Here is a 15,007-nt window from a genome sequence, read left to right on the forward strand (position 1 = left end):
TCAGCCGCGACCCGGCGCCGTGACCTCGATCCGGTTCGCCCACGGGTCCTCGAAGGCGACCGTCCGACCGTCGTCCGCCGACCGCACCCCGGAGTCGTGCATCCGCTCGACCAGGGCGCCGAGGTCGTCCGCGCCGGGGACCTCGATCCGGACGAGACCGAGTCCTAGCGCGAGCTGGCGGCGTCCGGCTCCGCGCGAGTTCCACGTGTTCATCGCCATGTGGTGGTGGTAGCCGCCGGCGCTGACGAACAGCGCCTCACCCCAACCGGCCGTGGTCGCGAAGCCGAGTCGGTCGACGTAGAACTCCTCGGCGGTGGCGACGTCCCCGACCGACAGGTGCACGTGGCCGACACGTCCGGGGCGTGCCGCTGCGCCGTCGAGGGCGTCCTGCGTGAGGTGCTCCTGCAGGAAGGCGTTCGGGTCGACGGAGATGGTGGCCATGTCGACCATGCCGTGCGTCCACGACCACTCGGTGCGGTCGCGGTCCCAGTAGAGCTCGACGCCGTTGCCCTCGGGGTCGGTGAAGTAGAACGCGTTGCTGACGAGGTGGTCGGCGCTGCCCGTGAAGGTCTGCGGGTACCGGGTCGCGACGGAGTAGAGCGCGGCGGCCAGGTCGGCCTTCGTGTCGAACAGGATCGCGGTGTGGAACAGGCCGGCGTCGTGCGGCCCGGCGTGCTGCATCGACGGCGCGTGCTCGAGGATGACGATCGGGGTCGTGCCGCGCCCGAGCACGGCCACACCGCCCTCGTTCGACAGGAGGGACAGCCGCACGCCGTCGCGGTAGTAGCCGATCATGCGGTCGAGGTCGGCGACCCGGAGCGTCACGGCGCCCATCGAGGTGTCGGCGGCGAGGAGGTCCTGCGTGGTCATGCGACCAGTGTGCGCCCATTTGGTTGACGCGTCAACCAAATGGGCGTGACGTCTGCCATCGCAAGCGTGGCGCGTGCCATCGCGAGCACGGCGTGTGCCATCGCACTCGGTGTCCTGTCGGCTGCGCGGCCCCGGGCAGGGCCAAGATGGAGGGATGCCACGCACACGACGACTGCCGGACCGAGTGGACGGGCGCGGTGGTGGCCGTCCGGACCGCCGCGACCTGCCGATCGAGCAGATGCGCGACCGGATGTCGTCGTACGTCTACGGCAACATCACCGTGCTCGCCGCCGCGATCGCCGTGGACCCCGCCGCGATCCACCACGGCTCGGCGGTGTGGGCGGTCCTCGGCACCGCGGTGCTCACGTACCTCGCGCACGTGCTGTCGCACCTGGTCGCGCACGGGCTCGGGGACGACGACGCGTCCGACGACGTCCGTCGCGAGTCCGTGGTCACCATCGTCCGCAACGCGAACCCGATCGCCACGTCCGGCCTCATCCCCGCGGTGCTGTACGCCGTCGCGTGGATCGGCTGGCTGCCCGCGTCGTGGGCGCAGACGGCCGCGCTCGTGATCCTCGTGGTCCGCATCGGCATGGTCGGTGTGTTCATGCAGCGGTTCAGCGGCAAGCGGCCGACGTTCCTCGGGCTCTGGGGCGGCATCGTGCTCGCCGCCGTCGCGTTCGTCATCGGTGTCGTCAAGGTGGTGCTGACGCATTGAGTGACGAAGCCGTCCCCGAGCCCCGCAGGCGTGCCCGCTGGAAGTTCCTCCGTGACCTCGCGATCATCGTGGTCGTCGCGCTGCTGGCGTCCTTCCTGGTGAAGTCGTACCTCGTCCGGTCGTTCTTCATCCCCTCACTGTCGATGGCGAACACGCTCCTGGTCGGCGACCGGGTGCTCGTCAACGAACTCGTCCCCGGAGTGGTGCCGCTCCGACGCGGCGACGTCGTCGTCTTCGAGGACCCGGGCGGCTGGCTCGGGCCCGGGCAGGGGAACGACCTCATCAAGCGGGTGATCGGCCTGCCCGGCGACACCGTCTCGTGCTGCGACGCGCAGGGGCGCCTGTCGGTGAACGGTCACGCGGTCGACGAGTCGTACGTCGTGCTGCAGCCCGGCTCCGACCGGGTCGCGCTGACCGACTTCTCGGTGACCGTGCCGAAGGGCCGGCTCTGGGTGATGGGCGACAACCGGTACGACTCCGCCGACTCCCGGGCGCACGGGACCGTCCCGGTGTCGGACGTCGTCGGTCGGGCGTTCGTCACGACCTGGCCGGTGTCGCGGTGGACGGTGCTGTCACGGCACGGCGACGTCTGGGACGCGGTCCCGGACCGGTGATCGACGGCGAACGGCCGACCCGTTGCGCGACGCGGACGGGGGTCTCGCGTGCGCCGGACGGTCACGGTAGCGTTCGGTGGCCCGCCGGACCCGGCGCGCGGATCGTCGAACGGAGGCTCTCGTGACGTCCTCCGACCAGCCGTTCGACTACCGCTCCGGCGGCGACGAGCACGTCTCCCTCCGGAAGATCCGCACCGGTGGGCCGCAGGCCGGCACGATCGGCCCCCGCCCCGACCACGTCGTCTTCGTGCTCGCCAACGGTCGGGCGACGCTGACCGCCGACGACGGCAGCGAGTGGGACGTCGGGCCCGGACGACCGATGATGCTGTCGGCACCCGTCGCGTACGCGTTCGACACCGACGCGACCGCGATGACGCTCCTGCACGTCGCGCCCGCGATGCTCGGCGACGCCGAGGAGCCGTCGGAGTTCGTGCAACCGGACGCCGCCGACCCCGGCGTCGAGCCCCTGCTGACCCTGCTGCGCGAGGTGACCGACCGCATCCTCGACCCCGACCTCGACGCCACCGAGCGGGCAGCGCTGAACCGGCGGGTGGCCACGGTCGTGCTGTCGACGTTCACCCGTTCCCGCTCCGACGTCGAGCACCGGCTGCGTCGCGCCATCCGCTTCGTGCACGACCACGCGGACGAGGACCTCGAGGTCGCGGACATCGCCGCCGGCGCGGAGCTCAGCGAACGGGGTCTGCAGGACCTGTTCCGCCGACGCCTCGCCGTGACGCCGATGCGCTACCTCCGCGAGGTCCGCCTCGACCGCGTGCACCTCGAACTCACGTCCCGCCGGGGTGGGGTCGTGACGGTCCGCGACATCGCCCGGCGCTGGCGCTTCGCGCACCTCGGCCGGTTCGCGGCCTCGTACCGGCAGCGGTTCGGCGAGAGTCCGCACCAGACGCTCCGGCGGTCGGGCCGTTCCGAGGGCTGACCAGCCGGACCCCGCACAGGAGGCGCGGTGCGGGTCTGACCCGCACCGCGCCTCCTGTGCGTCAGCAGCCCGTCGTCGTCAGCGTGACCGTCGCGACCTCGCCGTTCGACACGGTCGCCTCCTGCGGGCAGAGCTCGTTCGCCCGCACGGTCACCGTGCCCAGCGGAACCCCGGCGAAGTCCGCGGTGCCGCCCGGGAACACCCGCTGGTGCTCGGAGAGCTTCCCGGTCTCGGCGGTGAAGACCTTCACCTCGTAGGGGTGGTCCGCGGCGTTGGCCGACACGGTCACGGACAGCTGCCCGGTGGAGTCGTGCGCACCGCAGCCGGTGAGCGTCAGGACCGCGGCGACGCCGAGGACGAACACGGGGGCGACACGTCGGAGCACGTCGGCAAGGCTACGCCGTCCCGAGCAGCCAGCCGTTGTCCGCCGCGACCCGGAGCGCCTCGGTCGCGTTGCGCGCGGCGGTCTTCCCGATCGCGGACGACAGGTGGTTGCGGACCGTGCCCTCGGACAGGTGCAGCGACCCGGCGACCCCGGCCACGGTCGGCGCCGTGCGGAAGGCGATGAGCACGTCGGTCTCCCGCGGGGTGAGCGGGGACGGGCCGGCGGCGAGGGACTCCGCGGCGAGCACGGGGTCGACGACCCGGAACCCGCCCGCGACACGTCGGACGGCGTCGGCGAGCTGCTCGGCGGGGGTGTCCTTCACGACGAAGCCCGCGGCCCCGGCCTCCAGCGCGCGCCGGAGGTACCCGGGCCGGCCGAACGTCGTCACGATGAGCGATCGGCACGTGGGCAGCGAGCGGGCGAGGGCAGCGGCGGCGGTGAGCCCGTCGGCGCCGGGCATCTCGACGTCGAGCAGGGCGACGGTGGCGCCGGACGACCGTGCTGCTTCGAGCACCTCGTCGCCGCGGGCCACCTGGGCGACGACCTCGATGTCCCGCTCGAGCGACAGCAGGGACGCGAGCGCACCGCGGACGAGCGCCTGGTCGTCGGCGAGGAGCACACGGATGGTCTCGGTCATCGTCGGTTCCTCTCGACCCGCAGCCGGAAGCCGCCCAGGTCGCTCGTGCCGGTGGTCAGGGTCGCCCCGACGGCGTCGGCACGCTCGCGGAGCCCGCGCAGCCCGTTGCCCGGGGTGGTGGAGGCGGCGTCCGGGTCGAGCAGGCCCGTGCCGTCGTCCTCGATCGTCAGGGCGGACCGGGTGAGCGTGACCCGGACCCGACTGGCTGCCGCGTGGCGGATGACGTTCGTGACGCCCTCGCGCAGGACCCACGCGAACAGGCTCCGGACATCGTCGGCCGCCGCGTCGCCGTCGCGGGGGAGCACCGCGTCGATCGCCGCGGCCTCGAGCGCCGCCCGTGCCGACACGAGTTCGGCGTCGAGGTCGGCCTCGCGGTAGCCGCTCACCGCGCGCCGGAGCCCCTGCAGGGCCTCGCGGGAGAGCCGCTCGACGTCCTGCATCTCGGTCTTCGCCCGTGCCGGGTCGACGTCCACCAACCGTGCGGCGAGCTCGGACTTCATCGCCACGACGGTGAGCGAGTGGCCGAGGACGTCGTGCAGGTCGCGGGAGAACCGTGCGCGCTCCTCGACGACGGCGAGCCGGGTGATCTCGTCCTGCGCGACGCCGAGCCGCTGTTCCGCTTCGCGCTGCCGGCCGAAGAAGAGCATCGACGCTCCGACGGACACGGTGATGACCGGGGCGAACAGGATGCCGCTGTTCACCGCAGTGTCCCAGCCGGTGCTCGCGGCGACGAGGAACTGTGCGCCGAGGATCGCGAGCACGACCACGCCGGCGACCCAGAACCGTTCCGCGACGAACCCGGACAGTGCGGCGACGAGCAGCCAGGTCCAGACGGCGAGCGGCCCGATCACGAACAGCAGCAGCCCCGCGAGCAGGGCGACCCCGGCGAGGACCACGACTCGTCCGCGGAGGCTCCGCCGCCACATCAGCTCCGGCGCGAACAGGTACGCCGCGTAGACGACGGCGAGGGCCACGGTGGAGAGGACGTGCGCCCGGAGGCTCCGGCCGTCGCTCCAGACGGCGATGATCTCGAGCACCTGCCAGAGGAGCGCGAACACCGCGCCGGTGTACCAGCGGCGCCGCCCGATGCGGATGTCGTCGTCGCTCGCGCCCGGTGGGACGGCCCACGGGAACGATCGGGGTGACGGGCGGGACGACCTGGAGGCGCGGGGTGCGTGTTCCGCACCACGCGCCTCGGTCGTGCTGGTCGCCTCGGACATCGGTGCCAGCGTAGGACCGTCGGTCACTGTCGTGCGGCGTCGCGGCGGTAGCGCCACACGATCACCGCGGCGAGGACGATCGCCCAGCCCGCCAGGACCATCGCCGGCTCGGTCATGCCCGAGGACCCGGTCGCCCCGGCGCCCATCTGCCCGATCCGGTTCAGCCAGTACGAGGGCAGCAGGTGCGCGACGCTCCCCATCCAGCCCGGCATCACCGACAGCGGGACCCAGAGGCCGCCGAGGATCGCCAGGCCCATGAACACCACCATGAAGAGTGGCTGCGCGAACGACGGCTTCGCGAACTGCCCGATGAGGATCGCGATGAGGGCGAACGGGATCACCCCGCACCAGATGCCGAACCCGGCGGCGAACCAGTGCAGCGGGTCGAGCGCGGCGTGCAGGACCACGGTCGCGACGAGCACCGTGATGACGATCGACACCGCGGAGAAGGCCATCGCGGCGATCACCTTCGAGACCATGAACCCCCACCCGGACAGCGGCGTCACGCGGAGCTGCCGGTTCCAGCCGATCGACCGTTCGTTGACGATCGCGAACGCCTGGCTGAGCGCGGCCATCATCGCGCCGTACGACGCCATCTGCAGCGTCGTGACGGTGAGGTACTGCAGGTGCGTCGTCGGGTCGGTCTGGGAACCGAACGCCGAGCCGAACACGAGCAGCATGATCACCGGGACGGCGAAGGTGAAGACCATCGCGCGGACGTTGCGGAGCTGTCGCTTCGTCTCGAGGTACACGTAGCGGATCGGCAGGCGGCCGGAGGCGGTGGCGGTGGTCATGCGAGGACTCCTTCGGGAGCGGTGTCGGTGGGAGCTGCGGCGGGGTCGGCGGTGAGCGCGAGGAAGGCGTCGTCCATGGTCGAGGCGACCACCTGGATGTCGTGTGCCTGGGGGAACGTGGCGAGCAGGGCCCTGAGGGTGTCGTCGCTGCGGTCCGAGCGGAGCGTGACGGAGTCGTGCCGCGCCTCCAGGGAGACGACCCCCGGGAGACCGCGCAACGCGACGTGCGCGTCGGTGCCGAGCCCGGAGAACCGGACCGCGCGCGTGGCGGTGATCGCCTTGATCTCGGCGGGCGTGCCGTCCGCGACGATCCGGCCGGCGCGCATGATGACGATGCGGTCGGCGAAGGTGTCGGCCTCGTCCAGGTAGTGCGTCGCGAACACGACCGTGCGCCCCGCGTCGGTGAACTCGCGCATCGACGACCAGAACGTGTGCCGGGCCTCGACGTCCATCGCCGCGGTCGGCTCGTCGAGCACCAGCAGGTCCGGGTCCGAGACCACGGCCACGGCGAACCGTGCGCGCTGCAGCTGCCCGCCGGAGAGCTTGTTGACCCGGCGTCCGGCGATCTCGGTGCACCGCGCTCGCCGGAGGGCCTCGTCGACCGGCATCGGACGCCGGTGTGCCGCGGCGACGAGCGCGACCGCGTCCCGGACCGTCGTGTCCGGCAGGAGTGCGCCGCCCTGGAGCATCGCGCCGACCCGGCCGGCGACGACCGCGGCGCGGGGCTCCTCGCCGAAGAGCAGGGCCTGGCCGGTCGTCGGCGTGGACAGCCCGAGCGCGAGGTCGACGGTCGTGGTCTTGCCGGCACCGTTCGGGCCGAGGAGGGCGACGACCTCGCCCGGACGGATCGTCAGGTCGACGCCGTCGACCGCGGCCACGGCGCCGAAGCGCTTGCGGAGGTCGCGGAGCTGGATGACCGGTGTGTCGTTCATGGTCCACAGCCTGACGTTGCGTGCGGACGTGCCCCTCTGCTGTGCGTCACGGATCGGGCATGACATCTGTCACGGCCGACCCGGCGTCCTCCGTACTGGGGACGGCCACTGTCCGGTAGGCGCGTTAGCGTTGGTGCATGCACCACGAGCCCGTCGTCACCGACCGACCCGCCACGGACGCCGTCCGGCGGGCAGCGCTCCTCGCCGCGCTGGACGTGGTCGAGGGCGGGCCCGAGGAACGCTTCGAACGGATCACGCGGATCGCGCGCGAGGCGTTCGGCGTCACCGGCTCGTTCCTCAACCTCGCGGGGGAGTCCGAGGTCTTCATCAAGTCGCAGCAGAGCGACACGGTGTTCGGCCCGACCATCCCGCTGCACGACACGTTCTGCGGCCGGACCCTCGCGGTCGACGGCCCCGTCGTGGTCCCCGACGCCCGCGCCGACGTCCGGTATTCCGACATGCCGATGGTCGTCGACGACCCGAACGTGCGGTTCTACGCCGGGGTGCCCCTGCGGGTGGGCGACGACGACGTCAAGGTCGGCACGCTCTGCCTCATCGACCCGGCACCGCGCACGCTCGACGACGACGACCTCGCGCTGCTGCAGGAGCTCGGCGTGTGGGCGGAGCGCGAGCTCGCCGCCGGCGCCGACGAGGACCGTCTCCGCTCGGTGCTCGCCGGACTCGAACCAGCCGGTGTCGACCTGCCCGGGTACCGCGTCGGCGGCATGTCCAAGCCGCACGGGGTCGTGTCCGGTGACTTCCACGACTGGCACGTCGACGGGGCGTCGCTCTCGGTGACCGTCGCCGACGTCATGGGCAAGGGGATGTCCGCCGGGCTCCTCGCCGCGACCATCCGTGGTGCGCTGCTCGCCCGGGGGACGTCGTCGTCCCGCGATGCCGTGGCGGCGCTCGAGGCCCAGGTCGCCCCGGACCTCGGTCGTGCCGAGTCCTTCGCGACGCTGTTCCACGGCCGCCTGACGACCTCGACCGGGCGGATGGAGTTCACCGACGCGGGGCACGGTCTCGTGCTGCACCTGCACGCGGACGGCACCGAGACCGTGCTGCGCTCGTACGACCTGCCGATCGGGCTGCACCCGGTGGGCGCCGCGCGGGTCACCGGGACGCTCGAGCTGGAGCGCGGGGACGTCCTCATCGTCGTGAGCGACGGGGCGCTCGAGCTGTGGGACTCCACGCTCGCGTCCCTCGGTGCGCTCGGGGCGATGTGGCGGGACGCGCCGGAGCTCGACGTGTTCTTCGGGCGGGTGCGGGCGCGTGCGGCGACGCACGACCCGGGGGACGACCTGACGGTCGTGGTCGTCGCGCGCGACTGACGGGGCGCGGGCGGGGCGCCGAGAGGACAATATCTGTCGCGCTCGTCGCCGCGCAGCGGCACTTCGTGCGCCCTCGGCGGACGTGAGCGGCGTGTTGTGCCCGCTCGCGGGAGCGTCCGGCGGGCGTGCGGCCTGGAGGCGCGGGTCGGCCTGGCGCCGCGCCTCCCGTCCGGCGGTCGCGCGGGTCAGGCGCCGAGAGAGCACGTTCCGTCGCGCTCGGCGCCGCGGGGCGGCACTTCGTGCGCCCTCGGCGGACGTGAGCGGCGTGTTGTGCTCGCGCGCGGGTCGTCCGGCGTGCGTGCGGCCTGGAGGCGCGGGTCGGCCTGGCGCCGCTCCTCCCGCCCGGCGGTCGCGCGGGTCAGGCGCCGAGAGCGCAAAATCTGTCGCGCTCGGCGCCGGCAGGCGGCACTTCGTGCCCTCTCGGCGGACGTGAGTGGCGTGTCGTGCCCGCTCGCGGCGCCCGCGCCCGCGCCGGCGCGGGCGCTACGCGCCCAGGCGCTCGATGAGCTCGCGGTAGCGCTCGGCCGTCCGCGCCACGATCGCCTCGGGCAGCACCGGCGGCGTCCCCTGCCGATCCCAGTTCGCGCTGAGCCAGTCCCGCACGATCTGCTTGTCGAACGACTCCGTCCGGTTCCCCGACCGGGCGTCCCAGTAGCGGCTGGAGTCGCTCGTCAGGACCTCGTCGGCGATCCGGATCTGCCCCGAGGCATCGCGCCCGAACTCGAACTTCGTGTCCGCGATGACCACCCCGCGGTCGAGCGCGATGGCCGCCGCCTCGGAGTAGACGCGGAGCGAGAGGTCCCGCAGCTGCGTCGCGACGTCGGACCCGACGAGGTCGACCGTCTGCTCGAAGGAGATGTTCTCGTCGTGCTCACCCTGCGGCGCCTTGTACGCCGGCGTGTAGATCGGTTCGGGCAGCTGGTCGCCGTTCGACAGACCAGCGGGGAGGGGCACGCCGCAGACACTGCCGGACTGCTGGTACTCGGCCCATCCGCTGCCGACGAGGTACCCGCGGACGACGCACTCGACCGGGAACATCTCGAGCGGCATGACGTGCATGGAGCGCGATGCCACCGACGTCGGCACCGGGGTCCCGCCGGCGGACGGCGCGATGAGGTGGTTCGGCACGTCGGCCAGCTGGGTGAACCAGAAGCGGGACAGCCGGGTGAGGAGCTCGCCCTTGCCCGGGATCGGCGGCTCGAGCGCGAAGTCGTAGGCGCTCACCCGGTCGGACGCGACGAGGAGCAGCTCGGTGGCGCTCGCGACGTCCGCGGTGCCGGAGGGGACGTAGAGCTCGCGGACCTTGCCGGAGGAGACGTGCTGCCAGCCGTCGAGGACGGGCGCCGGGCTCATCGGGCGACCTTCGCGGCGATGTCGGTGCGGAACTGTGCTCCCTCGAGCGTGATGTCGCCCAGGCCGGCGTAGGCGCGGTCGCGGGCCTCGGCGAAGGAGGACCCGGTGGCGACGACGCTCAGCACCCGCCCGCCGGTCGCGACGAGCTGGTCGTCGAGGACCCCGGTGGCGGCGTGCGCGACGGAGACCCCCTCGCGCGCGTTCGCGGCGTCGATCCCGGTGATCGGCCGACCGGTCTGCGGGTTCTCCGGGTAGCCCTCGCTCGCGAGCACGACCGTCACGGCGGCCTCGTCGCGGAACGACGGCGCCGGGGTGCCCCCGAGCTGCCCGGTGGCCGCGGCGAGCATCAGCCCGCTCAGCGGGGTCGCCAGGCGGGGGAGGACGACCTGGGTCTCCGGGTCGCCGAAGCGCGCGTTGAACTCGATGACCCGGACGCCCTGCTCGGTAACGATGAGCCCGCAGTACAGGAGGCCGACGAACGGCGTGCCCTCGTGCTCGAGCCGACGGACGGTGGGGAGCGCGACCAGGTCGGTGACCTCGTCCACGAAGGCCTGCTCGGACGCCCAGCGGTCTGCGAGCCAGGGCAGCGGCGAGTACGCGCCCATGCCACCGGTGTTCGGTCCGACGTCGCCGTCGCCCAGTCGCTTGTAGTCCTGTGCGGGGCTGAGCGGTCGGACGTCGTGCCCGTCGCTCAGGAAGAACAGGGAGACCTCTTCGCCGTCGAGGAACTCCTCGACCACGACGTGGCCGTGCTGCAGCCAGTAGGTGGCGTGGTCGATCGCTGCCTGGCGGTCCTCGGTCACGAGGACGCCCTTGCCGGCGGCGAGCCCGTCCGCCTTCACGACGTAGGGGGCGCCGAGCTCGTCGATCGCGGCGACGGCCTCGTCGACGGTGCCGGCGTACACCGGGCGCCCGGTGGGCACCGCCGCCTCGGACATGATCCGCTTCGCGAAGGCCTTGGAGCCCTCGAGCTGCGCGGCGGCCTTGCTCGGACCGAACACCGGGATGCCCCGCGTGCGGACCGGATCGGCGACACCGGCGATGAGTGGCGCCTCGGGCCCGACGACGACGAGTTCGACACCGTTCTCGAGCGCGTACTCGGCGACGAGGGCACCGTTCGTCGGGTCGATCGAGACAGTCTCGACGTCGGCCGCGATGCCGGCGTTGCCCGGCGCTGCGGTGATGACGTGACCGGCCTGCTCCGCGAGGAGGGCCGTGATGATCGCGTGCTCGCGGGCACCGGAACCGAGGACGAGGATTCGCACCCGATCACCCTACCGATCCCGACTCGCCCGTTGCGATGCGACGGCTAGCCTGTGGACATGCCACCCAGGAGGATCGAGGACGCGGAGGGCCGCGCCGCGCTCACCGCCGTGCAGCAGGGGGCCACCGCTCGGCCGACCCTGGCGACCGCGGTGCGGTGGTCGTTGCAGCGCCTCGCGGAGGACGTGCCCGGCAACAGCGTCGAGGTGCGGGTCCCGCCGTTCGCGGCGGTCCAGGCCGTCCCCGGTCCCCGGCACACCCGTGGGACGCCGCCGAACGTGGTCGAGACGGACGCGGCCACGTGGCTCGCGCTCGCTACCGGCGAGCTGCGCTGGGACGAGGCCGTCGCGCAGTCGCGCGTCAGCGCGTCCGGGTCACGTGCGGACCTGACGGACTTCCTGCCGGTGCGTCTGGCCGTCTGAGACGGCCGCCGACACGGGACAGCAGACGGCCCCGAAGCGGGACAGCAGACGGTCGCGGAGCAGCCAGCAGACGGTCGCGTGTGCCGGACGGGAGGAACGGTGCCAGCCCGCCCCGCGCCTCCTGGTCCATACGGACGCAAGTACTTAGACGGCCTCACCGAATTAGGTAGTACCTACTGATGTGACGTCACCGACCCGGCGAATACCGTAGAAGTCGCCGGGATTCGGACCCGACCCGAACGGGTCCGAACCCGGCGACAGGGTCAAAGGTACGCGACATTCCGTACATCCTGTCAACCGTTCCGGCGAGTCGTGCTGCATTCCGCAACGAACCTGCGGCTTCCGGAGGCGCGGTTGCGCCCGGACGACTCGCCGATCAGAGCAGCTCGGCGAGCTCCGTGCGCGCGTGCAGGTCCCACTTCGTGAACACCCGCGACAGATGGGCGTCGATCGTGCGCACGCTGAGGCCGAGCACCTCGGCGATGCGACGGTTGCTCATGCCCTGCGCGGCGAGCTCGGCGACCTCGTACTCGCGGTTGGTCAGCGGTGGCTTCACTCGTCCGGCCGACACCGCCATCCCGTGCGACGCGAGCACGCCCTGGGCCGCGATGATCCGGGTCCGTTCGTCGGCGCGGATCGCCTCGGCGTACTCGACGATGGCTCCCGCGAGCGGTCCGTCGACCCGGGTGGCGGCGTCGCGCATCCGCTCGAGGGACGCGGCGGAGTCCCGCCCGTTGAGCATGTCGTTCGTGTAGTGCAGCGTCTGCGCGTACATGACGTGCGTCCAGGATCCGCTCGCCGTCCCGCGCTCGATGATGTCGTCCGCGTGCCGCAGGCCCGCCGGGTTGCCGAGCACCGCCTCGGTCCACGCGATCGTCACCGCGATCTGCTCGCCGATGATCCGCATCGCCCGGAGCGGCGTCGACCGGGCGCGTTCGAGCGCTGTGGACGCTTCCTCGGCGCGGCCGGCGTACGCGTACGACATCGCGAGCCGTGCCCACGGGTAGGCCGCGAACCCGCCGTGGTCCGCCACGTCGTACCGCTCGCAGGCGGCCGAGAACGCGGCGATGGCGTCGTCCCAGCGCCGCTGGCCGAGCGCGAGGTTGCCCTCGCCGATGAGCTCGAGCGTGAAGTCGTACTTCAGGTAGGGGCTGGACCGGCGGACCGGGACCTCGGTGATGAGGTCGGCGATGTCGCCCCGCCAGACCTGCAGCTGGTGCAGCACGGAGACGATCTCGCCGACGCTCCAGGGGGCGTCCTCGAGGTGCTCGACCGCGGTCGCCAGGCAGGCCCGGCCGAACGCCGCCGCCTCGTCCAGCCGGCCCCCGGTCGCGAGGGCCATCACCGCGCACGGCGCCAGGCAGAGGAAGGCGAACGGCACCGTCGCCGCGTGCACGATGCCCGAGCGCTCGAGTTCGGCACGGACCTCGTCGAAGCTGCCGCCCCAGCCGAGGTGGGCGAGCCGCAGCAGCCGGAGCCGTTCGACGGCGTCGCCGGAGACGAACCGTGCGGCGACGTCGGTGAGGGCCACCGCGGCGAGGACGTCGTCGTCGTGGAACTGTCGGATGTTCGCGAGGGTCTCGCACGCCTCGATCACGGCGTGGTCGTCGACCTCGGTCGGGGCCGAGCACACCACGGCCCAGGCAGCCTCGGCGTCGGCGCGACCGGCCTCGCGACCGGTGCTGTACGAGTGCGCGAGCGACCGCAGGCAGTGCGCGGCGACCCGTTCGCTCGGGCTGAGCGTGGTGCGCAGGGCCGCCGAGGCGAGGGCGATGCCGCTCTCGTGCTCCTGCAGCCGGACGGCGACCTGGGCGGCGTCGAGCAGCTGGTCGACCGGGGGCAGCACGCCGCACTCCAGCGACCACAGCGCGGCACGGAGCCGGGCGGCCGGCGGGGCGCCCTCGGGGCGGTCGGTGCGGAACGCGTTGGCGCGGGCGAACAGTGCCGTGCGCCGGGCGACCGGGACGAGTGCCCGGACGACCTCGCCGACGAGCGGGTGCGACGGACGGACGACCGCGGCGCCGTCCTCGAGCGAGTCGATGCGGACGAGGCCGAGCGCCACCACCCGGTCGACGTCCCCGCCGCTGACGAGCCCGATCAGCCGCGCGAGGGGGATCGGATCCGCGAGGGCGACGATGTCGACCACGTCGCGGAGGTCCTCCGGCAGCGAGCCGAGCTCGGTCCGGTACATGTCGGCGAGGCTGTTCGACGCCGTCACCCGGCCCCGCCAGTACCAGCCCGTCGCGGTCTGGTCGAGGGCACCGGACGCGAGCGCGGACCGGACGACCTCGCGGATGTAGAGCGGGTTGCCGGCGGTGGCGCGGTGCACCCGCTCCGCCGACGCCGTCTCGAGCTGGGCACCGAGCGCCTCGGCGATGAGCGACGAGGTCTCGTGCAGGTCGAGCGGTTCGAGGTCGATGCGCTCCAGCAGGTCGTCCTGCCACAGGGCGCGCAGGGGTTCGGGGAGCGCGGTGAAGTCGCGGCACGTCAGCACGAGACGGGCACCCTGCTCGCGGACGAGCCACGCCACGTACCGCGCCGAGATCGCGTCGAGGTGGTCGGCGTCGTCCACGCGCAGGAGGACGTCGCGGTCGGTGAGCTCCTCGCTCTCACGCAGGCGCTGCTCGGCACCGCCGGCACCGACGAGCTCGGCGAGCGACCCGGGGAGCTCTCCGAAGCGCTCGGCCACCGCGCCGAACGGCATCGAGCGGCTGGCGGCGACGGCGGTGATCGGCACGACGAGGGTCCGGCCGGAGGTGTCACGCCCGGAGACGCGGTCGGTGACCCGCACCGCCGCCGAGCTCTTGCCGAGACCGGGAGCCCCGACGAGTGCGACGCTCCACCGGTGCTCGGCGACGACCGAGACGGCTCGGTCCTCCTCGCGACGCTGGAGGATCGGCCAGCCGATCCGCGCCGGGATCCGGGAACCACGAGTGGTCCGTTCGCGCATCTGCCGTACCTCCTCCCCGTGGATACCGATCGGTAGGGACCATCCTCTCCCGGATCGACCTGGCCGCACAGACCGGAGCACGTCCCACAGTGGGGGACAATGGGACCGTGAGCAACACCGATCGACCCGACGAACGACCGGCTCCGGCGCCGAACGCCGTCTCCTCCTCCGACGAGGTGACGATCCGTCGCGCCCCGAAGTTCGGCGTCTTCATCGTGGGCGGTGCGGTGCTCGGCTTCATCGCGACGCTCATCGTGGTGTCGCTCACCATGGACATCGACCGCGGGGACACGCAGGAGACCGCGAGCTTCGGCAGCCTGGTGGGGTACTTCAGCCTGTGGGGCGTCACGATCGGCGCCTTCGTCGGCGCGGTCGTCGCCGTGGTCCTGGACCGCGTGTTCTCGCGCCGTGCGGCTCGTCTCACGGCGGAGCGCGTCGAGGTCGAGCTGCCGCCCGAGACGGTGGACGGCGAGATCGAGGACCACGGCGACCAGGCGCGGTAGACGCGACCGGACGAACGGACGGGAGGCGCGGTGCCAGCTGGCACCGCGCCTCCCGTCCGTTGCTGGGTCGCGTTCGCG

15 protein-coding genes are annotated in these 15,007 nt (G+C 72.8%); 6 read left to right on the forward strand and 9 right to left on the reverse strand.

From position 1 onward, the window contains the following. A complete protein-coding gene (locus BIV03_RS02170) occupies window positions 1-870 on the reverse strand; it encodes a VOC family protein (protein ID WP_071294466.1) in 870 nt (289 codons plus the stop codon). 154 nt (window positions 871-1,024) lie between these two features. Between BIV03_RS02170 and BIV03_RS20070 the strand changes: the two genes are divergently transcribed. From BIV03_RS20070 to BIV03_RS02185, 3 genes are all read left to right on the forward strand, one after another. Then, a complete protein-coding gene (locus tag BIV03_RS20070) occupies window positions 1,025-1,588 on the forward strand; it encodes a hypothetical protein (RefSeq protein ID WP_071294467.1) in 564 nt (187 codons plus the stop codon). After that, window positions 1,585-2,202 carry a signal peptidase I gene (gene lepB, locus BIV03_RS20075; RefSeq protein ID WP_071294468.1) on the forward strand — a complete coding sequence of 206 codons (618 nt, stop codon included), beginning with the start codon at window positions 1,585-1,587 and terminating at the stop codon, window positions 2,200-2,202. The genes BIV03_RS20070 and lepB overlap by 4 nt, the downstream gene beginning before the upstream one ends. Window positions 2,203-2,323: 121 nt before the next feature. Then, a complete protein-coding gene (locus BIV03_RS02185) occupies window positions 2,324-3,139 on the forward strand; it encodes an AraC family transcriptional regulator (RefSeq protein WP_070417011.1) in 816 nt (271 codons plus the stop codon). A gap of 61 nt (window positions 3,140-3,200) precedes the next feature. Here the strand turns inward: BIV03_RS02185 and BIV03_RS02190 are convergent, their stop codons facing one another. From BIV03_RS02190 to BIV03_RS02210, 5 genes are read right to left on the reverse strand one after another with little or no spacing between them, the layout of a single operon-like run. After that, window positions 3,201-3,524: a hypothetical protein gene (locus tag BIV03_RS02190; RefSeq protein ID WP_139201831.1), complete on the reverse strand. Its 324-nt coding sequence runs from the start codon at window positions 3,522-3,524 to the stop codon at window positions 3,201-3,203. 10 nt (window positions 3,525-3,534) lie between these two features. After that, a complete protein-coding gene (locus tag BIV03_RS02195; RefSeq protein ID WP_070417009.1) occupies window positions 3,535-4,161 on the reverse strand; it encodes a response regulator transcription factor in 627 nt (208 codons plus the stop codon). After that, window positions 4,158-5,381 carry a sensor histidine kinase gene (locus BIV03_RS02200; RefSeq protein ID WP_071294470.1) on the reverse strand — a complete coding sequence of 408 codons (1,224 nt, stop codon included), beginning with the start codon at window positions 5,379-5,381 and terminating at the stop codon, window positions 4,158-4,160. Before BIV03_RS02200 ends, BIV03_RS02195 begins: the two co-directional genes overlap by 4 nt. A 23-nt stretch (window positions 5,382-5,404) precedes the next feature. Beyond that, a complete protein-coding gene (locus BIV03_RS02205; protein ID WP_175475675.1) occupies window positions 5,405-6,175 on the reverse strand; it encodes an ABC transporter permease in 771 nt (256 codons plus the stop codon). Then, window positions 6,172-7,107, reverse strand: a complete 936-nt coding sequence (locus tag BIV03_RS02210) for an ABC transporter ATP-binding protein (RefSeq protein ID WP_071294471.1) — start codon at window positions 7,105-7,107, stop codon at window positions 6,172-6,174. Before BIV03_RS02210 ends, BIV03_RS02205 begins: the two co-directional genes overlap by 4 nt. Before the next feature lie 137 nt (window positions 7,108-7,244). Between BIV03_RS02210 and BIV03_RS02215 the strand changes: the two genes are divergently transcribed. Further along, window positions 7,245-8,438 carry a GAF domain-containing SpoIIE family protein phosphatase gene (locus BIV03_RS02215; protein WP_071294472.1) on the forward strand — a complete coding sequence of 398 codons (1,194 nt, stop codon included), beginning with the start codon at window positions 7,245-7,247 and terminating at the stop codon, window positions 8,436-8,438. Window positions 8,439-8,921: 483 nt separating this feature from the next. On the opposite strand, the gene BIV03_RS02220 is transcribed toward BIV03_RS02215, so the two are convergent. Next, window positions 8,922-9,791 (reverse strand): phosphoribosylaminoimidazolesuccinocarboxamide synthase, encoded by an 870-nt coding sequence (locus tag BIV03_RS02220; protein WP_071294473.1) that lies wholly within the window; start codon window positions 9,789-9,791, stop codon window positions 8,922-8,924. Continuing rightward, entirely contained in the window at window positions 9,788-11,056 is a 1,269-nt protein-coding gene (gene purD / locus BIV03_RS02225) for a phosphoribosylamine--glycine ligase (protein WP_071294474.1), read from the reverse strand. Before purD ends, BIV03_RS02220 begins: the two co-directional genes overlap by 4 nt. Window positions 11,057-11,113: 57 nt before the next feature. Between purD and BIV03_RS02230 the strand changes: the two genes are divergently transcribed. After that, on the forward strand, window positions 11,114-11,476 hold the full coding sequence (locus tag BIV03_RS02230) for a sterol carrier family protein (protein WP_071294508.1): 363 nt from the start codon (window positions 11,114-11,116) through the stop codon (window positions 11,474-11,476). Window positions 11,477-11,852: 376 nt separating this feature from the next. Here BIV03_RS02230 and BIV03_RS02235 read toward each other — a convergent pair whose 3' ends face one another. Beyond that, window positions 11,853-14,426 (reverse strand): helix-turn-helix transcriptional regulator, encoded by a 2,574-nt coding sequence (locus BIV03_RS02235; protein ID WP_083403145.1) that lies wholly within the window; start codon window positions 14,424-14,426, stop codon window positions 11,853-11,855. Between the two features lie 107 nt (window positions 14,427-14,533). On the opposite strand from BIV03_RS02235, the gene BIV03_RS02240 reads away from it, so the two are divergent. Then, complete coding sequence (locus BIV03_RS02240) at window positions 14,534-14,929, forward strand: hypothetical protein (protein WP_083295078.1); 396 nt, start codon at window positions 14,534-14,536, stop codon at window positions 14,927-14,929. Window positions 14,930-15,007: the final 78 nt, after the last annotated feature.

Source organism: Curtobacterium sp. MCBA15_016, assembly GCF_001865105.1.
Lineage (GTDB): Bacteria > Actinomycetota > Actinomycetes > Actinomycetales > Microbacteriaceae > Curtobacterium.

Coding starts and splice junctions, on each gene's coding strand:
- BIV03_RS02195 (WP_070417009.1), bottom strand. CDS start 4,161: ATGACCGAGACCATCCGTGTGCTCCTCGCCGACGACCAGGCGCTCGTC.
- BIV03_RS02205 (WP_175475675.1), bottom strand. CDS start 6,175: ATGACCACCGCCACCGCCTCCGGCCGCCTGCCGATCCGCTACGTGTAC.
- BIV03_RS02235 (WP_083403145.1), bottom strand. CDS start 14,426: ATGCGCGAACGGACCACTCGTGGTTCCCGGATCCCGGCGCGGATCGGC.
- BIV03_RS02230 (WP_071294508.1), top strand. CDS start 11,114: ATGCCACCCAGGAGGATCGAGGACGCGGAGGGCCGCGCCGCGCTCACC.
- BIV03_RS02170 (WP_071294466.1), bottom strand. CDS start 870: ATGACCACGCAGGACCTCCTCGCCGCCGACACCTCGATGGGCGCCGTG.
- BIV03_RS02215 (WP_071294472.1), top strand. CDS start 7,245: ATGCACCACGAGCCCGTCGTCACCGACCGACCCGCCACGGACGCCGTC.
- BIV03_RS02220 (WP_071294473.1), bottom strand. CDS start 9,791: ATGAGCCCGGCGCCCGTCCTCGACGGCTGGCAGCACGTCTCCTCCGGC.
- BIV03_RS02210 (WP_071294471.1), bottom strand. CDS start 7,107: ATGAACGACACACCGGTCATCCAGCTCCGCGACCTCCGCAAGCGCTTC.
- BIV03_RS20070 (WP_071294467.1), top strand. CDS start 1,025: ATGCCACGCACACGACGACTGCCGGACCGAGTGGACGGGCGCGGTGGT.
- BIV03_RS02200 (WP_071294470.1), bottom strand. CDS start 5,381: ATGTCCGAGGCGACCAGCACGACCGAGGCGCGTGGTGCGGAACACGCA.